The sequence below is a fragment of the Zavarzinella formosa DSM 19928 genome, from assembly GCF_000255705.1.
Classification (GTDB): Bacteria; Planctomycetota; Planctomycetia; order Gemmatales; family Gemmataceae; genus Zavarzinella; species Zavarzinella formosa.
Genome location: NZ_JH636445.1, coordinates 368224 through 385900, shown reverse-complemented (window position 1 = coordinate 385900; position 17677 = coordinate 368224). Strand labels below are relative to the sequence as shown.

The window sequence follows — 17677 nt, the reverse complement described above, 5'->3', positions numbered from 1 at the left end:
CGGGGAGATGATCCGGGTCACTCAAACTTCAATCCATCCCGCGACACGTCGTAATCCACCTTGACCGCCGTTCCATCCTTGATGGAGCCATCCAGCAATTTCCGGCCGAGGGTGTTTTCCACTTCCCGTTGAATCACTCTCTTGAGCGGCCTGGCCCCGTAGGCCGGGTCGTAACCGACCTTTGCGATATGTTCCTTGGCGGCGTCGGTCAGCGTCAACGTGATGTTTCGCTCGGTGAGGCGTTCCCGCACCCGGCCGAGTTGAATCTCGATGATCGCCTTCAGGTGTTCTTCCCGCAGGGCATGGAACACAATCGTCTCATCGATCCGGTTCAGAAACTCCGGCCGGAAGTGCTTGCGAAGCTCTTCCATGACGGCCTCCTGCATTCGGTCATACACCTCGCCAACGTGCGTCCCCTTGTACTGCAAGATGCGCTGGCTGCCGACGTTGGAGGTCATGATGACGATGGTGTTCTTGAAGTTCACCGTCCGTCCCTGCCCGTCCGTCAACCGGCCGTCGTCCAACACTTGAAGCAACACGTTGAAAACATCCGGGTGGGCCTTTTCGATTTCATCGAACAGGATCACGCAGTATGGGCGGCGTCGCACTTGCTCCGTCAGTTGTCCCCCTTCTTCGTACCCGATGTAACCGGGCGGGGCGCCGAGCAACCGGCTGACGTTATGCTTCTCCTGATACTCGCTCATGTCGATGCGGATCATCGACCTTTCGTCGTCGAACAGAAACTCGGCCAACGCGCGGGCCAGTTCGGTTTTCCCCACGCCGGTCGGCCCGAGGAAGAGAAAACTGCCAATAGGTTTTTGCGGATCTTTCAACCCGCTGCGGGCGCGGATCACCGCCTCGGTGACGGCCATCACGGCTTCGTCCTGGCCAATCAGCCGCTTGTGAAGTTCCTTGTCGAGGTTCAGGAGTTTTTCCTTCTCCCCTTCCAGCAACTTCATCACCGGCACACCCGTCCAACGGCTCACGACGGCGGCGATGTCTTCCTCGCCAACTTCCTCCTTGAGCAAACGCGGCTGGCCGTCTTTCATCGGCTCGCCTTCCATCTCCTTGACCATCTTTTCAAGTTCCGGCAGTTTGCCATATTCAAGTTCGGCGGCCTTTTGCAAATCGTAATTCCGCTTGGCCACTTCGATTTGCTGACGAACATCCTCGATCTGGGCGCGAACCTCGCGGACTTTGTTGACGGCGTTCTTCTCGTTCATCCACCGGGCCTTGAGGGCATCGGCTTGGGCCTTGTCGTTCGCCAATTCCTTTTCCAGTTTCGTCAACCGGTCACGAGAGGCCGAATCCTTCTCTTTGCGAAGCGCTTCGCGTTCGATCTCCAGTTTCATCACTCGCCGGGAAACCTCGTCGAGTTCTGCCGGCATCGAGTCGATTTCTGTGCGGAGTTTGGCGGCCGATTCATCCACGAGGTCGATGGCCTTGTCCGGCAGGAACCGATCCGTGATATACCGATCCGAAAGCACGGCCGCCGAGACGAGGGCCGAATCCTTGATCCGCACCCCGTGATGGACTTCGTACTTTTCTTTCAACCCGCGCAGGATGGAGATGGTATCCTCCACACTCGGCTGATCCACATGCACCGGCTGAAACCGGCGTTCGAGGGCGGCATCCTTTTCGATGTACTGTCGGTATTCATCAAGAGTGGTCGCCCCGATGCAACGCAACTCCCCGCGGGCCAGCATTGGCTTTAACAAATTCCCGGCGTCCATTGCCCCGTCGGCCTTGCCCGCCCCGACGACCAAGTGAAGTTCATCAATGAAGAGGATTACTTCTCCCTCGGATTCGGTGACTTCCTTCAAAACGGCCTTGAGGCGTTCCTCAAATTCGCCGCGAAACTTGGCCCCGGCGATCAGCGCCCCCATGTCGAGGGAGACCACCCGTTTGTCCTTCAATCCTTCGGGGATATCTCCGCGAATGATCCGTTGGGCCAGCCCTTCGACGATGGCCGTTTTGCCCACGCCCGGTTCGCCGATCAGCACCGGGTTGTTCTTCGTCCGGCGGCTCAGCACTTGAACCACCCGGCGAATTTCCTCGTCCCGTCCGATCACCGGGTCAAGTTTGCCCCGGCGCGCGGCTTGGGTGAGATCCCGGCCAAACTTCTCCAACGATTGGTAAGTTTCTTCGGGGTTTTGCGTGGTCACCCGCTGGCTGCCGCGAACCTCCTTGAGGGACGACAGAAGGCGTTCCCGGTTGACGCCGAATTCTTTCAAGAGGCTGCCTGTGGCTCCCTTGTCATCGATCATCGCCAGCAGGAGATGTTCGACGGAGACATATTCGTCCTTAAGTTTCTTCGCTTCGTCTTCGGCAAAGGTGAGCAACCGGTTCAACCGGCCGGTGAGATAAAAATTATCCGGCGCGCCGCCCGAACCGCTCACTCGGGGCAGTTTTTCAAGTTCCCGTTGGAGGCGTTGCGCCAGGGCTTCCGGGGCGACGCCCGCTTTCTTCAAGATGGCCGATGTCAGCCCGCCTTCTTGCTCCAAAAGTGATGTCAGCAAATGCTCCACATCGATCTGCTGGTGGCTTTGCCGGATGGCCAGTTGCTGCGAGTTCTGAATGGCTTCGCGAGCTTTCTCGGTGAATTTATTAATGTCCATGAAGTGATCCTTTCTCGTTGATTGACAACAAAGCAACTTTCATGCCTTATGTGTTATTTTCCTCAACTTATGCCGGGCCAATGCTTTCCGTTCAGCCAGAATCCATCATCCGGCTGCCAAAATGACCGTCATTCGGAATTTTGAGCAACCGACATGGCGTGGGGATTCAAGCTCATTTCTAATATGGTGTTTGGGGTCATCCATCGGAACGGGCGAGAGGTCACATCATGGCGAAGTTTGAGATGGTCAGCGATTACGAACCGGCGGGCGACCAACCCAAGGCCATCAAACAAATCGTCGATAACTTCCAGTCCGGCCAACGGTTTGTCACCCTTTTGGGCGCCACGGGCACCGGGAAGACTTACACCGCCGCCAAAGTCATCCAGGCCATGAACAAGCCGACCTTGGTGCTGGCCCACAACAAAACTCTTGCTGCCCAACTCTACAAAGAGTTTCGCACGTTCTTCCCCAAGAACGCCGTGTCATTTTTCATCTCCTACTACGATTATTACCAGCCGGAAGCCTACATCCCCCAACGGGACATCTACATCGAGAAAGATTCCTCGATCAACGAAAATATTGACCGGCTTCGGCTCTCGGCGACGGCCAAACTGGTCAGCCGGGACGATGTGATCGTGGTCGCCAGCGTGTCGTGCATTTACGGCCTCGGCTCCCCCACCGATTACAAGCGGATGATGGTCGTCCTCAAAAAAGGGGAACGAATCGAACGGGAGGAACTGCTCGTCAAACTGGTGGATGTCCAATACAAGCGGAACGACATCGCGTTTGAGCGGGGACACTTTCGTGTCCGGGGGGACACCATCGAAATTTGGCCGAGCGCCGAGGAAATCGCCATGCGGGTCGAACTCTTCGGGGACGACGTGGACCGGCTTTATTCCATCAACCCGACCTCCGGGGAAATCATCGAGGAACTGGAGGAGATGTACGTCTATCCGGCCAAGCACTTCGTCACCCCCGAAGAGCGGACCCGCGAGGCGATCATCGGCATCGAGCAGGAGTTGAACGACCGGCTCGCCCAATTCAAGCAAGACGGCAAACTACTGGAGGCCGAGCGGCTAAAAGCCCGGACGAACTACGATCTCGACATGCTCCGCGAAGTGGGTTACTGCTCCGGGGTCGAGAATTACGCCCGCTGGTTCAGCGGCCGGGGCAAGGGAGAACCGCCGTACACGTTGATCGACTTCTTTCCCCCAGATTTCCTGTGCATTGTGGATGAATCCCATGTGAGCCTGCCACAAGTGCGGGGGATGTTTGCCGGCGATTATTCCCGGAAGACAACACTCGTCGAACACGGCTTCCGGTTGCCTAGCGCCCTCGACAACCGGCCGTTGAAGTTTGAGGAATTCGAGGGCCACCTCAAGAACGTGCTTTTCCTCTCGGCCACCCCAGGCCCGATGGAACTCGAACGCACCGGCGGCGAGGTGGTCGAACAGGTGATCCGGCCGACCGGACTGGTCGATCCGGTGATCCACATCAAACCGGCCCGAGGCCAAGTGCCGGATTTGATCGAACAAATCAAAATTCGCGCCGCCCGGCATGAGCGGGTTCTGGTGACTGCCCTCACCAAACGGATGTCCGAAGACCTGACGAACTATTTCAAGGAGGCGGGTCTGAAATGCAAATGGCTGCACTCGGAATTAGATGCGATTGAACGAATTCAGATTCTTCGAGAATTACGAGAAGGGGCTTTCGACGTGCTGGTGGGGGTCAACTTGCTGCGGGAAGGACTGGACCTGCCGGAAGTTTCACTGGTCACGATTCTGGACGCGGACAAAGAAGGGTTCCTGCGCAGCACGACCTCTCTGATTCAGACCATCGGCCGGGCCGCCCGAAACGTGAACGCCGAGGTCATTCTCTACGCGGACACAGTGACCGATTCCATGCAGCGGGCCATCTCGGAAACCGCCCGGCGCCGAGAAATCCAACTGGCTTACAACGCGGAACATGGCATCACGCCACAAACGGTGAAAAGTGCGATCCGCAATTCAATCGAAGATGAGATTTCGGCCCACCAGATCGCCCAAGAGGCCGCCGGGATCAAAGCCGAGGAATATGTGACGGCCGAATATCTGGAAGAACTTCAGGTCGAAATGCTCAAGGCCGCCCAAGAATTGAATTTCGAGCGGGCGGCCGAACTTCGGGACAAGATTGCCACGCTGAAGGGAGAAACCGTCGCCAGCCCGCAGGGCGAAAAGAAGAAACGCGGCGGCAAGCGACGGAAACGATGACTTATTTTTTCTTCGGTTCCGCTTTTTTGGCTTCTGGTTTGTTCAAATCGGTCAGGACCGCTTTGACATCGGTTTCATTCACCACTTGGAACGCTTGAACCGCCGTCACGGTGCCGTATTTCACAATGACCACAGTGGCGTAAGCATCCGTGTTGATGCCCCAATTCTTGGGGCCGGATTTCTCGCCGGTGAAGACGCCAAGACTGGTGTTCACAAATCCCAAGGACATCTGGGCCTTCGGCAGATATTCCTTGGCAGTGTCGGGCTTGTCCGACAGCCAGATGGCGACCACAGCCACCTTGCCGGGGGCGTCCTTGAGGGCCGTGTCCAATCCCTTCAAAAATCGGGCGGTCGGCCGATTGAATGTGTCATGCCGGATGAACACATAAATTGTCGGCTCGCCTTTGCGCTCCTTTAGATAATTCCCCTCTTTGCCGTCAATGATCCCCGCGACGCCATAGGCCGTGAAATCTTGGGCACGGTCACCGACTTTGGGACCGGAGACAACGTCAGCCCGGCCGACCATCGCCGTTGTCAGAAGCAAGGCCCAACAACACAGGTTTCTCATCCGATTTCCTCGTTTGGCAACACGGGCGTGATGTGAAGGGGATATTCCGCAAGACTCAGACCGGCGGTGGGAATGGCCTGCAGCCTCGACCAGCCCGCCGTCACACGGGATTCCTCGGTTCGGACATAATCCAAATCGAAGTTTGCCTTGGCAAAGTCGCCGTCACAGTTCACCGGTGAAAAGTCACGATGGACAATGTACTGGGCCACGCCGGGGTTACAACGGATGTGCCGCTCCGGGTGCCGGTGCATCACCTCCAACGGGATTTCCCCCAAGACGTAACGCAGATACAGATCGGATTCCGTGATGGCTTCCACGTCCCGGCCGCACACATCGCACCGGTAACCCTCGTCGCATTTGGCCATCGGCAACCGCCTTTCACGGGGAAACGGGAATCAGCACCGGCCGGGGAAAGTGATATCCCAAGACGCTGCCGTGCCGTTTGCATAATTGAATGAAACTCAGTTTGAGAAAGCCGAGTTTCGCCAGGTCGGCCCCGTTGCGGAGGTAATTCTTCGCCAGCACGGCCATGTGTGCATCGTAGTTTTTCTTGCTCCCCGAATGGACCTCGCACCGGCCGCCGAGACGGCGAAAGTCTCCGTCGAAAGCGGGGGAAATGTGAAACAGTTCGTGAAAAATCGTGACGAGTTTATCCCCGAACGGCCGGTCTAAAAACCGGGGAAGGCAGAAGGACATCAGATAGAGTAAATCGCGGGATTCATACCGGAACTGCTGGACCGCGTAGAGCCGCCCCCGCTTGCGGGTCACCAGTTTGCCATTCTCACAACGCAACGGCGTCACACGGGCAATCAAGCCGGTTCGATCCAACGTCTTCGCGCGAACGATGCCGATCATCATCCGGTTGAGATCGATGTGGGCAAAGTCCGGACAACATTTCTTGATGTCGAGAACCACTTCCTCAATGGCCCGCGACAGATCGAAGGGATGGCCGGGCAGCCCAGTGTCGATTTCCGGGGGAATCTCCGGGACGACCGCCCGCAACGTGGAGGCCGACGGCCGCAACGCAAGCCGGGGGGCCGGTACGCCGAGTCCCCATTGGATTAGTTTTGGGATGGAGCGGGGATTTCGCACGTTGACTCGGTGAACTCAACTCAGGGAGATTTCGGAGCGGGCATTTTACCAACCACCTCGGCCACAATGGTGGCAATCTGCCGCCGCAGGCCGGTCACCTGGACCTTCTCGGAAATATGCACGCGGTTCGTCAGGATAATAACGGCCGTGTCGCTCGGGCGATCCACCCACAACGAGGTGCCGGTGAAACCCGTATGGCCGAAGCCATCCCGTTTGCCGAACAAATCGCCGCGAGGGGAACTGTATGACGTGTCCACATCCCAAGCCCGCGACCTGGCTCCGCCCGGTACGGTGAGCGGTTCGGTCATTTCCTTGACGCTCTTTTCGCTCAGAAATTGTTTCCCGGCATGTTTGCCGCCATTGAGGAGCATCTTCGCGTAAATCGCCATGTCATCGGCCGTGGAGAACAACCCAGCGTGACCGGCGACGCCGCCGAGGGCATCCGCGCGGGGGTCGTGGACTTTTCCTTGCAGCCAATCATCGCCCGCCTTGGCGGTCGGCACCGCTCTCGCTTGCAGTTCCTTGGCCGGGACATAGCCGCTGTCTTTCATGCCAAGAGGTTCAAAGACATTCTTGCGGGTGAACGCATCCAGCGTTTCGCCGGCGATTTTCTCGACCAGAATCCCGAGCGTGATGAAGCCCACGTCGCTGTATTTAAACTTCTCGCCGGGAGGGTTGTCGAGTTTCAACGCGGCGATTCGCTTCATCGCCTCCTCGCGGCCCATCTTGTAATCGGCGGCGGCATTGTCCGCCAGCAATCCGCTCGTGTGGGTCAATAATTGTTCAACAGTAATTTTGTCTTTGCCATTGGCCCCGAATTCGGGCCAATATTTGATAATTTTGTCATCAAAGGCAATTTTCCCGCGTTCGTGCAAGAGCATGATCGCCGTCCCGGTGGCGACGGGTTTCGTAAGGGAAGCCATGTCAAAGATTCCGTCAATGGTCATCGGCGCGATTTCGGGATGAAGCCGGCGGTTGCCGAACGCCTTGCGATAAATCACTTCGTTTGCGCGTAGCACCAGCACGACCGCCCCCGGACAGTCGCCGCGTTTGATCGCGGCCTCCGTCGCCTCGGCGATTTTGTCGAGCTTCGCCAGATCCAATTTCTCGACGGCAAAACCCCGGCTTGCCAGAAACACCATCGAGACAATCAGCAGCCGAATAGTCATGAGGATTCCCCGGTGTTTAGCCATTGAAACAAAATGATTCGCTGACCGTCCGGATCGGTGAAAACAACCCGGCGATAGCCTTCAGGACTGGTTTTCTCGGCGGCCACGGGAACAATCCCCGCCGCCGCCAGACGGGCCGTCACCGCATCAAGATCCGGCAATTCCAAAGTCAACGTCGTCGAACCCGGCACGCATTCCCCGGCTTTCAACGCCAGCCTCACCGGGGGAAGATCCATCAACGCAAATTGATGCGTTTCATCGATCATCGCCACGGACCGGCCGAGGAAGGTCTCGTACCACTGGCGGGACCGTTCCCAATCCCGCACGCGAACTTCGACCATATGCAACGTCAAGACCGAGCCTCGGCGGTTTTCTTTTCTTCCTCCAATTGAGGAATGACGACCTTGGTGGCGACCAAGCCAAAACCCACCAGACCGACAAGCATGATGACGAAAAGCACCATCTTGCCCTTGTAAGAATACATATTGAACAGACTCAACACGATTTGCAGCCCCAATCCAAGACCGACAATGGCCCCCGTGCCCATGATCACCATTGCGAAATACGGGCCGACGCCTTCCAACCGGGCCAGCCACCAACATGAGATGTCAGCCACTTGGGCGATCAAAACAATCGGCGACAGTACGCATTTGACAAAAGTCGGATAACTGGAATACGCGAACACCAAGCCGGTGAGCGTCCAGAGCATGGCGAACGACAACAAGTGAGCGTGTGTTGATTGCGTTAGTGAATTGATGGAAAGCTGCTTCGACTTGGCTTCCTTAAACGGATCGACTTTCTTGGGCACGGCCTTTTCTGCATTCTTGGGAAGTTGCGGGGCGGGCGTCGCATATTTTGGGGTGATAATTTTGCCGACAACCGGGTCCGGCAGGGGGAACGCATCCGCGTCATAGGTGGCTTCCGGCGCTCCCGCATCAATCCAATCGACCACAGACTTGAGTTCCGCTTCCCGTTGTTTCTCAAGTGTTTCTTTGCCAAGAGCCTTTAGTTGATCCTTCCAGTCATCTGATTTTTCAAAGAAGGCCTGCTTCATGGCGTCTTTGTTGAATTTCGTTCGATTGCCGTTGATGACGAAGTGAAATTGCCCTTTGGGATAATTGCTCGTCTTCACAAAGACCTTTTCCAAGTCCACATACTTTTCCAGCGGCACATCATCTTTTTCCCCGCCATTGCCGTGACACACCGCGCAACGATCCGCGATGATGGATTTGATTTTCACCCCCGGAACTTTCGGGGCGTTCGGATCAATTTGCGGGCGTTCTGCGGGCACGACGGCGAGGCTCTCATCCTTTTCAATCTTCGGCCAGGGCACCCCGGAGAATCGGCCGACCAAATCCTTGATGCCCGGCAACGGCTCGCCGCCGGACGAATGCTTGAAGTGGATTTGGGCCATGCCCCAAAAGTAGCCAAGGCCCACGGACATGAGAAACGTCGTCAGAACCAAACGAACGGGAAGCGGAAGTTCACGCAGGGTGATCCCGCCGGAAGAGGTTTGAGACATGGAGATGGTCTCCGCAAGGAAAAAGTGGGAGGGTGGGTAGGTTGGTAATCAACGGGCGATGGCCAATACTTCCGTGGCGGCCTTCAAAACGGCCTCTCGTGTCACGGACAACGCGGTGGTGACGGTCGCCCCGGCGGCCAGTTTGTGGCCGCCGCCGCCAAAGCGTTCCGCGAGTTTGGAGACATCATGCGGTTCCTTGCCGCGAAAGCTGACCTTCGTGCCGCCATCGGCCTGTTCGATAAAGATCATGGCGATCTCGGCCCCGGTGATGCTCCGGGCGTAGCTAATCAAATCTTCCGTGTCCGGCGGGACGGCCCCGGTCGCGGGATAATCCTCCATGCGGACCTCGGACCAGACAATCTTGCCGTCGGCCAGCGAACTCATCCGCTGGAGAGCCAAGCCAGTCAGCTTCATGCGGGGAAGCGAAATCTGTTCGTAAATCGCCTCATATACCTCCTGCGGCCTCGCCCCGGCGGCCATCAATTCCTCGGCCAAGGCATAAGTTTGCGGCGTTGTGTTCGCGTGACGGAACCAACCAGTGTCCGTGGCGAGGGCCATGAACATCGGATGAGCCATCTCGGCATCGATTTTGACGCCAAGGGCGTTCGTTGCTTCGTAAACCAACCGGCCGGCGGCCTCGGCGGTGGTGTCCACGAATCGCAATCCGCCGAGATCGTCCTGGGTGCGGTGATGGTCAATCACCGCCTTGCCGACGGGCCGGCTTCGCATGTACTCGCCGAAATCTCCAAGCTGGCTCCATGTTCCGGTGTCCACGACAATGATCGCGTCGCAATTGTCGAATTCCCGGCCCGGCGGGTGGAACCGTTCGACCGCTTTTCCACCAGGGTTCAGAAACTCATAACGCGGCCCGAGATTGCTGGCCACCACCACTCTCGCCGTTTTTCCTTTCTTCCGCAGGGCCGCCGCCAAGGCCAGTTCGGACCCAAGGGCGTCGCCGTCCGGCCGGACGTGCGTCATAATCAGGAACCGTGAATGATCTTTCACAAAGGTTACAAACGGCGACCAGTCAATTGGCATGAGAGCGGGAACTCGTGGTGGGAATCGCTGCCATTGATTATACTTCCCCGAAACCGAATGTGGTGAAGGAGTGTCTCCGTGATCCGATCTTTTCCTCTTCTCATCGCCGCATGGTGGGCCGTTTGCGGCCCGGCCTTTGCCAAGCCGAACGTGCTGGTCGTCATCACGGACGACCAAGGCTATGGTGATCTCGGCTTCCACGGCAACCCGGTTTTGAAAACTCCCAACTTGGACGCCTTCGCCAAACGCAGCGTGCGATTCAACCGCTTTTACGTCTCGCCGGTATGCTCCCCCACGCGGTCAAGCCTGCTCACCGGGCGATACACCTATCGCACCGGCATTGTGGATACTTTCCTCGGCCGGTCGATGATGCACGGGGACGAAACGACCCTTGCCGAAGTCCTGAAAGACGGCGGTTACCGCACCGGCTTGTTCGGCAAGTGGCATTTAGGCGACAACTACCCGATGCGGCCGCAGGATCAAGGCTTCCAAACCGTGCTGATGCACCGGGGCGGCGGCATCGCCCAACCGTCGGACCCGCCGGGGGGAAGCAATTACCAAGATCCGGTGTTGTTTGAAAACGGAGTCGAGAAAAAATTCACCGGCTATGTGACGGATATCTTCACCGACGCGGCCATCAAATTCGTGAACACCAAAGCGAACGAACCATTTTTCGCGTATGTGGCTTACAACTGCCCGCATTCGCCGTTTCAAGTTCAGGACGCGGATTGGGAACCGTACAAGAACATCAACGACGGGATGTTTCCGAAAATCGGCCAACCGTGGCTGACCGGAAAATTTGATGCCACCGAGGCCGGCAAAGCCTACGGAATGATCGCCAACATCGACCGGAATTTTCAGAAACTCATCAACGCCGTTCCCGAAGACACGCTGGTGATTTTCCTGACCGACAACGGCGTCGGCGGCAATCGTTGGAACGCCGGACTGCGCAACCGCAAGGGTACTGTCTACGAAGGCGGGACACGGGCGCAATGTTTCATGTCTTGGAAAGCCAAATGGAAGGAATCAAAAGAAATCACGACGCCCGCCGCCCACATCGACCTTTTCCCGACGATTTTGGAAGCTTGCGGAGTGAAGATCCCCAAGGCATTAAAGATTGACGGCCGGAGTTTGCTTGCCCTGATCGAAAACGGCAAACCGCTGGAAGATCGCACCTTGTTTCTGCAATGGCATCGCGGCGACGTGCCGGAACTTTACCGGGCCTTCACCGCCATCGGCGGCAAATACAAACTAGTCCAGGCCAGCGGGGCCATTCCCCCGGCCAAGGGGAAGAACGATCCCAAGTGGAAATTTGAGCTGTTCGACATTCCGAACGACCCGTTCGAGGAACATGATCTCGCGGCCAAATTGCCCGATGAAGTGGCGAAACTGAAAACCAAATATGAAGCGTGGTTCGCCGATGTGAAGTCCACCCGGCAATTCGCCCCGCCCCGAATCGCCGTCGGCGCCAAACAGCAACCCGTCACCGTGCTGACCCGGCAGGATTGGCGGGGCGACCGGGCCGGCTGGCAACCGGGGGATTTGGGTGAATGGATGATTGATGTCACCCAATCCGGGACTTACCGGTTAACGCTGAATGTGAACCCGGTTGACCGCAAGCGAACCGTTTCCATCGGGATCGGGGACGGTGCCACAATGATCGCATTTGAGCCGAAAGAAACAAAACATGTTGTGGAGAAAATGAAGCTGGAAAAGGGAGAGGCCACCGTCCGGCCGTCGAGCGACGACCGGGCGATTCAAATTCAATCCGTCACGCTGGAACGGATCGGGAACTGATTCAGGACTTCAACATCCCGACTTTTTTCGCATACTCGAAGATACCGCCGGCCTCGATGATCGGGGCCACCTCCCCAAGGTCTTGCAACTTCCAAGTGTCCTTGGTGGTGTGATTGGTCAGCGTGTGGTTCTCAAGGTCGATGGTCAATTCGTCCCCGGTGGCAATGTCATTGATCAAGCGCGTTTGACATTCCACGGGCACCAGATAGCTGCCGTTTACCGAGTTCCGGTAAAAAATACGGGCGTAAAACTCGCACACCACGGCTTTGATCCCGGCGGCGGCCAAAGCGATGGGGGCGTGTTCGCGGGAGGAACCGCAGCCGAAATTTTTCCCGGCGACGATGATCGTAAACGGCGAGACAAATTCGTCATCCGTGTGGAAGGCTTGATGCCCCTTCGGCAACCCCATCTGGCCGGGCGGCACGCTGGAGAGCGCGAACTTGCCGAACATCTTGTACTCGGCCGGAATCGACGGGTTGTAGGTGAGGTATTGGGCCGGGATGATCTGGTCCGTGTCCACGTTGTCGCCCAGCACGAACGCCTTGCCCTTGATGATCTTTTCCATTTTCTCGTCTTTTTCGGTTCGGTTTCCAGAAGCCCGCATTTTATGGCGTCGCCGCCGGGTTGTCGAGTTGCAACGGCTCCCGGCCGAAGCGGGCGCGAATCTTGTTGATGCCGAGAGAGACGCCTCTTCGCCGAAGAACCCACCGTTCCACATTGCGCTTGCCCGGAAATTCCAACAACATGATGCCGACCATGATGGTCAAAAAACCCTGGCCGGGAACGCCCGGCAGGGACATCACAATTCCGAGCAAAATGAGGACAATGCCCAAGAGTTGCGAAAGAATGGTCATCGGCCAGCGAATCAGCGGGTGGGATTCTTTCCAACGATTAGCCGCCCGGTCGCTGACGAAATAATCGCCCGGCAGCCTCACAACGACCCACGCCACCATCGCCAGACTGATTACGGCCGTCGCGATGGTAAACCCGGCGGTGACGAACAAGACCTCCCGGCTGTCCCACCCCTCCGGCACGAATTGTTGCAGCCATTCCGGCATGATGACACTCCCGTCCCCCTCTATTATGGGACTTCGTGCAAATGCCTGATCGCTTTGACCATCACCTCCAAAATTCGCCGCAATGATTCGTCGGATGTCCCAAGAGGGGGCATCGCATAGATCACGTTCCCCAACGGGCGCAGCATCACCCCATGCTCCAGCGAGAACCGCCGGACGCACGGGCCGACCTCCGCGAGATACCCGCCGGGAACATCCAGTTCGACCGCCAGAATCGTCCCCCGTCGCCGGACCGCGATCACGCCGGGCAAACCCTCAAAAACACCGTTGTTCGCCGCCCAGAAGTTCTCAATTCGTCGAACATCCGCCAGCCAATTGTCATCGGCCAGCATCTTCAAATTCTCGGCAGCCACCGCGCAGGCCAACGGATTGGCCGTGAATGAGTGGCCGTGAAAAAGCGTCTTCGTGCGATCAACAAAATCAAAGGATTCAACGATTTTCGGGGAAGCTAGGGTGGCGGCCAGCGGGAGCATTCCCCCGGCGAGCGTTTTGGAGGAACAAATCAAATCTGGCTCGATCTTCGCCTGCGAATGCGCCCACCAACTTCCCGTGCGCCCCCCCGTCATGACCTCATCGACAATGAACAAGACTCCATGCTTACCGGCTACAGAACAGAGTTCAGCCAGAATTTCCGGGGAGTGCATTTGCATTCCCCCGGCCCCCTGCACCAGCGGTTCGATGACGACGGCCGCGATGCGGTTTCCTTCGCGGGCCAATGTTTCATCAAGCGATTTCGGGGAAACGGGAATTTGAACGGCATTGAACAGCAACGGCTCAAATTTTCCGAAGAACAGCGGATCGCGGCCAATGGCCATCGCCCCGAAGGTGTCCCCGTGATAGCCGTTCTCGAAGCCCACAAACAACGTGCGTTGTGGTTCGCCCTGGTGAACCCACCATTGGTAAGCCATCTTCAAGGCGACTTCGACGGCCGTGCTGCCATTGTCCGAAAAGAACACCCGGCCGCCCGATTCCCACGGCACGGTTTTCAAAAGGGCCTCGGCCACTTCGACGGCATGGGGATGGGTGGCTCCGCCGAAGATCACATGATCCAACTGTTCGATGGCCCGATGCAACGCCGCCACCAATTTCGGCGGCCGGTGACCGTGCAGGATTGTCCACCAAGACGAGACGGCATCGATGATTTTCCGGCCGTCTTCAAGAATCAAATACTCGGCCTCGGCGGCCACAACCGGCAATGGGTCCAGCGGGTCTTTCAACGATGTGTACGGATGCCAGATGGCCGCCCGGTCTCGGAGGATCAAATTCCGTTGTTTTTCAGGGGCTTTGAGAACTTGTTCCAGATCCGCGAAGACTTGACGGCGAGCCGTGACAATACATTGAAATCCGTCCCGATCCCAAACCTTCGGCACATCAAGCGAGAACACCGGGACAGGCGAGCGCCTGCCAATTTGCTCGACGGCATACGGATCATCCGGTCCAAGCAACACGACGGCCGCCGGAATGATGCCCTCGACACTCAGAGATTTCAAGCACGCAAGCGTGCGTCCGATGGCCCCGACCGCTGAATTGGAAACCAGCACCGCCGACAATTGAATTTGCCGGATGAAGTCCAGTTGCAACTCGGATTCGTTCAACGGGGAGAAGGGGCCGCCGAAGGTTTCGATCAAGAGGGGTTGGTCACCGACTGGCCGCAATTTCAACAGTTTGCCGGCTGATGGGATTGGCCGACCTTCCCGCCTTGCCGCCAGTGGCGGGGCGACCGGTTCCGCGAATCGCATCACCGGGGGATGAACGACTGTTTGCGGGCAAAGACGCCGGATTTTTTCCGTGTCCGAATCGCCGGTTTCGAGGGGTTTCCAATAGGCACAAGCCGGGCCAAACGCCGTCAGCCACAGAATGGAAAACGTCGTCTTCCCTGCGTCGGTGTCGGTACCCAGAACAACGAAATCAGACATGATTCAACGCTTCCGAGGTGTCTCGGGCGAGGCGGCTCAGTGTGTCCGTGTCGTGGTCGGCATGAATCGAAATGCGGAGTCGGGATGTCCCCGGCGGCACGCTTGGCGGCCGGATGGCCCGCACGTCGTAACCCCGTTGTTGTAACACCTTGGCCGCCGCCACGGCTTTCGCATCATCGCCAACGATCACCGGGGCGATGTAGTGTTCGCCAACGGCCGTCACCCCGTGATTGGCCAATTCCATGCGGAAATGCCGAGCGTTTTCATGAAGTTTCCGGCGGCCGATCACATCTGTCTTCACATGGTCAAGCATGTGCTTCCAGGCCAGCCCGGTGATGGGCGGTAATGCCGTCGTGAAGATGAGATGCCGACACTTGTTGATGAGGTATTCGCGGAGCAGATTGGAACAGGCCAGATAAGCACCGGAGACACCGAGCCCTTTGCCGCCGGTGTGCATCGAAGCCAGCACTTGCCCCCGCACCCCGGCGGCATCAACACATCCGGAGCCGGTTTCGCCAAAGCATCCGGTGGAATGAGCCTCATCCACAATGAGATGGGCTTCGTACTTCTCGGCCAAGGCGGCAATCGCCTTCAGCGGGGCGGTATCGCCATCCATGCTGAACAGGGATTCCGTGATGATGAACCGCATCCGCTCCGGGTCGTTGCGGGCGGCCTCGGCCTTCAACCCGTCTTCCAGATGGTTCAAATCGTTGTGCCGATAGCCGAACCGGCGGGACTTGGCCAGCCGCAGCCCGTCAACGATACAGGCGTGATTCAACTCATCGGAGGCAACCCAATCACCCGGTTCCATGATCGTCGAGAGCAAACCTTCGTTGGCCGTGTAACCGCTGTTGAGCATCAGCGTTGTTTCGCTGCCATGCCAGACGGCGAGGTCTTGTTCCACCTCTTCCCAAATGGCATGATGACCGCGAAGCAAACGGGAGGCGATGCCGCTCACCGGGTAAGCGGCCAAATCTTCCGCAGGAATCGGGAAACGGCGGGATGAGCCATAACCCAAGTAGTCATTTGAGGTAAAGTCCATCCCGCGTGGAAGGGCAAAGGAGCGGTATCGCCCCTGTGTGCGGAGTTGATCGAGAGAGGACTGCCAGCGAGAGAACAGGCTCATGCGGAACATGCCGGAACTTCCGGCATTCCCATCGCCCGGAACAAGGCGGCATCTTCCGATTCATCCGGGTTTCCGGCCGTCAGAAGTTTCTCACCGAAGAACACAGAATCAGCCCCGGCTAAGAAACAAAGGGCTTGAAGTTCGTTGCTCATCCGGTCCCGCCCGGCCGACAATCGCACGCGGGATTTCGGAAAGGCGATCCGGGCGGTCGCAATCAACCGCACCAGTTGGAACGAATCCACTTTGGGGGCCATTTGCAGGGGCGTCCCCTTCACCGGCATCAGACAATTGATCGGCACACTCTCAGGCGGGATGGACAGATTGGCCAGTTCGACCAGCATCATCAACCGGTCTTCTTCCGTCTCGCCCATGCCAATGATGCCGCCACAGCACACGGAGATTCCAGCGTCCTGAACATGCTGGAGGGTTTCCAGCCGGTCATCATAGGTGCGGGTGGTGATGACTTCCGGGTAATAACGCCGGGAAGTGTCGAGGTTGTGGTTGTAGGCGGTCAACCCGGCTTCTTTGAGCCGCTTTGCCTGATTGCCGGTCAGCATCCCGAGGGTGACACAGGCTTCCATCCCCAAGGATTTGACCTCTTTCACCATCTCCAACACGCTGTCGAACTCCGGGCCGTCCTTCGGGCTTCGCCAAGCGGCTCCCATGCAAAAACGGGTGGCGCCGCTGGCTTTCGCTTCGCGGGCCTTCTCGGCCACATCGGAAACGCTCATCAACGGCTCGCGGGCCACCGGCGTTTTGTAATGCGCGCTTTGGCTGCAATACCCGCAATCTTCCGGGCAACCGCCGGTTTTGATGCTCAGCAGAGCGCACTTCTGAATGTCCCCGGCCGCGTGTTCGCGCGTGGCCGTCATGGCTTGGCGCATGAGTTCCGGGAGGGGAAGTTGATAAACCGCTTTGAATTCGGCGAGCGTCTTCATGAGACCTGATTTAGCGACGGGACGACCGGAAGGCAAATCACTTCACGCGGGTGGAAATGGCCGCCAGCATTTGCTCGCAAAACAGCGGCAAATCGGGGTTGCCCCGACAGGTGATGACGTTGCCATCAACGATCACGCCCTCGTCCCGGTAACCGGCGTCCGCGTTGCGAATATCGTCCCGAATGCCGGGATCGCCGGTGGCGAGTTTGTTGTCCAGAACCCCGGCGCTGATGAGCAATTGGGTGCCGTGGCCGATGGCCGCGACGATGCCCCCGTCTTGGGCGAACATTCGCACCAAGTTCACCGCTTCTTCTCGCAAACGGAGTTTTTCCGGAGAACGACCGCCGGGAACAATCAAAATCTCGTATTCGTTCGGGCTGAGTTCCGGGATCGGCATGTCCGGTTCAACCGTATAACCGTGAAGACCTTCGGCCGATTGGGCATTCGTGGCAGCCGCCACGGTGACAGTAATGCCCTCTTCACGGAGACGATAATACGGATGAAAGAATTGAAGATCTTCGTAGCCGTCAGCGATCAAAAACAACGCTTTCATGCGAACACACTCACG

Annotated in this window: 16 protein-coding genes; 2 read left to right on the top strand and 14 right to left on the bottom strand. The window is 57.7% G+C overall.

Going from position 1 to position 17677, the window contains the following annotated elements; all coding sequences use genetic code 11:
* Nucleotides 1-17: 17 nt before the first annotated feature.
* Nucleotides 18-2618, bottom strand: a complete 2601-nt coding sequence (gene clpB, locus BGIM_RS0133495; RefSeq protein WP_020474028.1) for an ATP-dependent chaperone ClpB — start codon at nt 2616-2618, stop codon at nt 18-20.
* A 227-nt stretch (nt 2619-2845) separates the two neighbouring features.
* Here clpB and uvrB point away from each other — a divergent pair, with 227 nt between their 5' ends.
* Nucleotides 2846-4867, top strand: a complete 2022-nt coding sequence (uvrB, locus tag BGIM_RS0133490; RefSeq protein WP_020474027.1) for an excinuclease ABC subunit UvrB — start codon at nt 2846-2848, stop codon at nt 4865-4867.
* A gap of 1 nt (nt 4868) precedes the next feature.
* On the opposite strand, the gene BGIM_RS0133485 is transcribed toward uvrB, so the two are convergent.
* The 7 genes from BGIM_RS0133485 to BGIM_RS0133455 are packed head-to-tail and all read right to left on the bottom strand — an operon-like array spanning nt 4869 to nt 10256.
* Nucleotides 4869-5435, bottom strand: a complete 567-nt coding sequence (locus BGIM_RS0133485; protein ID WP_020474026.1) for a hypothetical protein — start codon at nt 5433-5435, stop codon at nt 4869-4871.
* A complete protein-coding gene (locus BGIM_RS0133480) occupies nt 5432-5800 on the bottom strand; it encodes a hypothetical protein (RefSeq protein ID WP_020474025.1) in 369 nt (122 codons plus the stop codon). The genes BGIM_RS0133485 and BGIM_RS0133480 overlap by 4 nt, the downstream gene beginning before the upstream one ends.
* Before the next feature lie 13 nt (nt 5801-5813).
* The gene (locus tag BGIM_RS0133475) at nt 5814-6527 is read right to left on the bottom strand and encodes a hypothetical protein (RefSeq protein WP_020474024.1); all 714 of its coding nucleotides are present in this window, start codon (nt 6525-6527) and stop codon (nt 5814-5816) included.
* A gap of 20 nt (nt 6528-6547) precedes the next feature.
* Nucleotides 6548-7696: a serine hydrolase domain-containing protein gene (locus BGIM_RS53750; protein ID WP_020474023.1), complete on the bottom strand. Its 1149-nt coding sequence runs from the start codon at nt 7694-7696 to the stop codon at nt 6548-6550.
* The gene (locus BGIM_RS53745; RefSeq protein ID WP_157369625.1) at nt 7693-8049 is read right to left on the bottom strand and encodes a VOC family protein; all 357 of its coding nucleotides are present in this window, start codon (nt 8047-8049) and stop codon (nt 7693-7695) included. The genes BGIM_RS53750 and BGIM_RS53745 overlap by 4 nt, the downstream gene beginning before the upstream one ends.
* Entirely contained in the window at nt 8046-9218 is a 1173-nt protein-coding gene (locus BGIM_RS0133460) for a hypothetical protein (protein ID WP_020474021.1), read from the bottom strand. Before BGIM_RS0133460 ends, BGIM_RS53745 begins: the two co-directional genes overlap by 4 nt.
* A 48-nt stretch (nt 9219-9266) precedes the next feature.
* Nucleotides 9267-10256 carry a DHH family phosphoesterase gene (locus tag BGIM_RS0133455; protein ID WP_020474020.1) on the bottom strand — a complete coding sequence of 330 codons (990 nt, stop codon included), beginning with the start codon at nt 10254-10256 and terminating at the stop codon, nt 9267-9269.
* 78 nt (nt 10257-10334) lie between these two features.
* Between BGIM_RS0133455 and BGIM_RS53740 the strand changes: the two genes are divergently transcribed.
* Nucleotides 10335-12053, top strand: a complete 1719-nt coding sequence (locus tag BGIM_RS53740; protein WP_020474019.1) for an arylsulfatase — start codon at nt 10335-10337, stop codon at nt 12051-12053.
* 1 nt (nt 12054) lies between these two features.
* On the opposite strand, the gene BGIM_RS0133445 is transcribed toward BGIM_RS53740, so the two are convergent.
* Genes BGIM_RS0133445 through BGIM_RS0133420 form a run of 6 tightly spaced genes read right to left on the bottom strand, consistent with a single transcriptional unit; the run spans nt 12055 to nt 17662 of the window.
* Nucleotides 12055-12618: a LeuD/DmdB family oxidoreductase small subunit gene (locus tag BGIM_RS0133445; protein ID WP_029631103.1), complete on the bottom strand. Its 564-nt coding sequence runs from the start codon at nt 12616-12618 to the stop codon at nt 12055-12057.
* 40 nt (nt 12619-12658) lie between these two features.
* Entirely contained in the window at nt 12659-13111 is a 453-nt protein-coding gene (locus BGIM_RS0133440; RefSeq protein WP_020474017.1) for a hypothetical protein, read from the bottom strand.
* Nucleotides 13112-13134: 23 nt separating this feature from the next.
* Nucleotides 13135-15045, bottom strand: coding sequence for an adenosylmethionine--8-amino-7-oxononanoate transaminase (gene bioA / locus BGIM_RS0133435; protein WP_020474016.1), 1911 nt, complete (start codon nt 15043-15045; stop codon nt 13135-13137).
* Nucleotides 15038-16180, bottom strand: a complete 1143-nt coding sequence (locus tag BGIM_RS53735; protein ID WP_020474015.1) for an aminotransferase class I/II-fold pyridoxal phosphate-dependent enzyme — start codon at nt 16178-16180, stop codon at nt 15038-15040. Before BGIM_RS53735 ends, bioA begins: the two co-directional genes overlap by 8 nt.
* Complete coding sequence (gene bioB / locus BGIM_RS0133425; RefSeq protein ID WP_020474014.1) at nt 16168-17109, bottom strand: biotin synthase BioB; 942 nt, start codon at nt 17107-17109, stop codon at nt 16168-16170. The genes BGIM_RS53735 and bioB overlap by 13 nt, the downstream gene beginning before the upstream one ends.
* A 37-nt stretch (nt 17110-17146) precedes the next feature.
* A complete protein-coding gene (locus tag BGIM_RS0133420) occupies nt 17147-17662 on the bottom strand; it encodes a type 1 glutamine amidotransferase domain-containing protein (RefSeq protein WP_020474013.1) in 516 nt (171 codons plus the stop codon).
* Between the last annotated feature and the right edge of the window lie 15 nt (nt 17663-17677).

Coding starts and splice junctions, on each gene's coding strand:
- BGIM_RS0133445 (WP_029631103.1), bottom strand. CDS start 12,618: ATGGAAAAGATCATCAAGGGCAAGGCGTTCGTGCTGGGCGACAACGTG.
- BGIM_RS0133485 (WP_020474026.1), bottom strand. CDS start 5,435: ATGAGAAACCTGTGTTGTTGGGCCTTGCTTCTGACAACGGCGATGGTC.
- BGIM_RS0133420 (WP_020474013.1), bottom strand. CDS start 17,662: ATGAAAGCGTTGTTTTTGATCGCTGACGGCTACGAAGATCTTCAATTC.
- bioB (WP_020474014.1), bottom strand. CDS start 17,109: ATGAAGACGCTCGCCGAATTCAAAGCGGTTTATCAACTTCCCCTCCCG.
- BGIM_RS0133455 (WP_020474020.1), bottom strand. CDS start 10,256: ATGCCAATTGACTGGTCGCCGTTTGTAACCTTTGTGAAAGATCATTCA.
- bioA (WP_020474016.1), bottom strand. CDS start 15,045: ATGTCTGATTTCGTTGTTCTGGGTACCGACACCGACGCAGGGAAGACG.
- BGIM_RS0133460 (WP_020474021.1), bottom strand. CDS start 9,218: ATGTCTCAAACCTCTTCCGGCGGGATCACCCTGCGTGAACTTCCGCTT.
- uvrB (WP_020474027.1), top strand. CDS start 2,846: ATGGCGAAGTTTGAGATGGTCAGCGATTACGAACCGGCGGGCGACCAA.
- BGIM_RS0133440 (WP_020474017.1), bottom strand. CDS start 13,111: ATGCCGGAATGGCTGCAACAATTCGTGCCGGAGGGGTGGGACAGCCGG.
- BGIM_RS0133480 (WP_020474025.1), bottom strand. CDS start 5,800: ATGGCCAAATGCGACGAGGGTTACCGGTGCGATGTGTGCGGCCGGGAC.
- clpB (WP_020474028.1), bottom strand. CDS start 2,618: ATGGACATTAATAAATTCACCGAGAAAGCTCGCGAAGCCATTCAGAAC.
- BGIM_RS53735 (WP_020474015.1), bottom strand. CDS start 16,180: ATGTTCCGCATGAGCCTGTTCTCTCGCTGGCAGTCCTCTCTCGATCAA.
- BGIM_RS53750 (WP_020474023.1), bottom strand. CDS start 7,696: ATGACTATTCGGCTGCTGATTGTCTCGATGGTGTTTCTGGCAAGCCGG.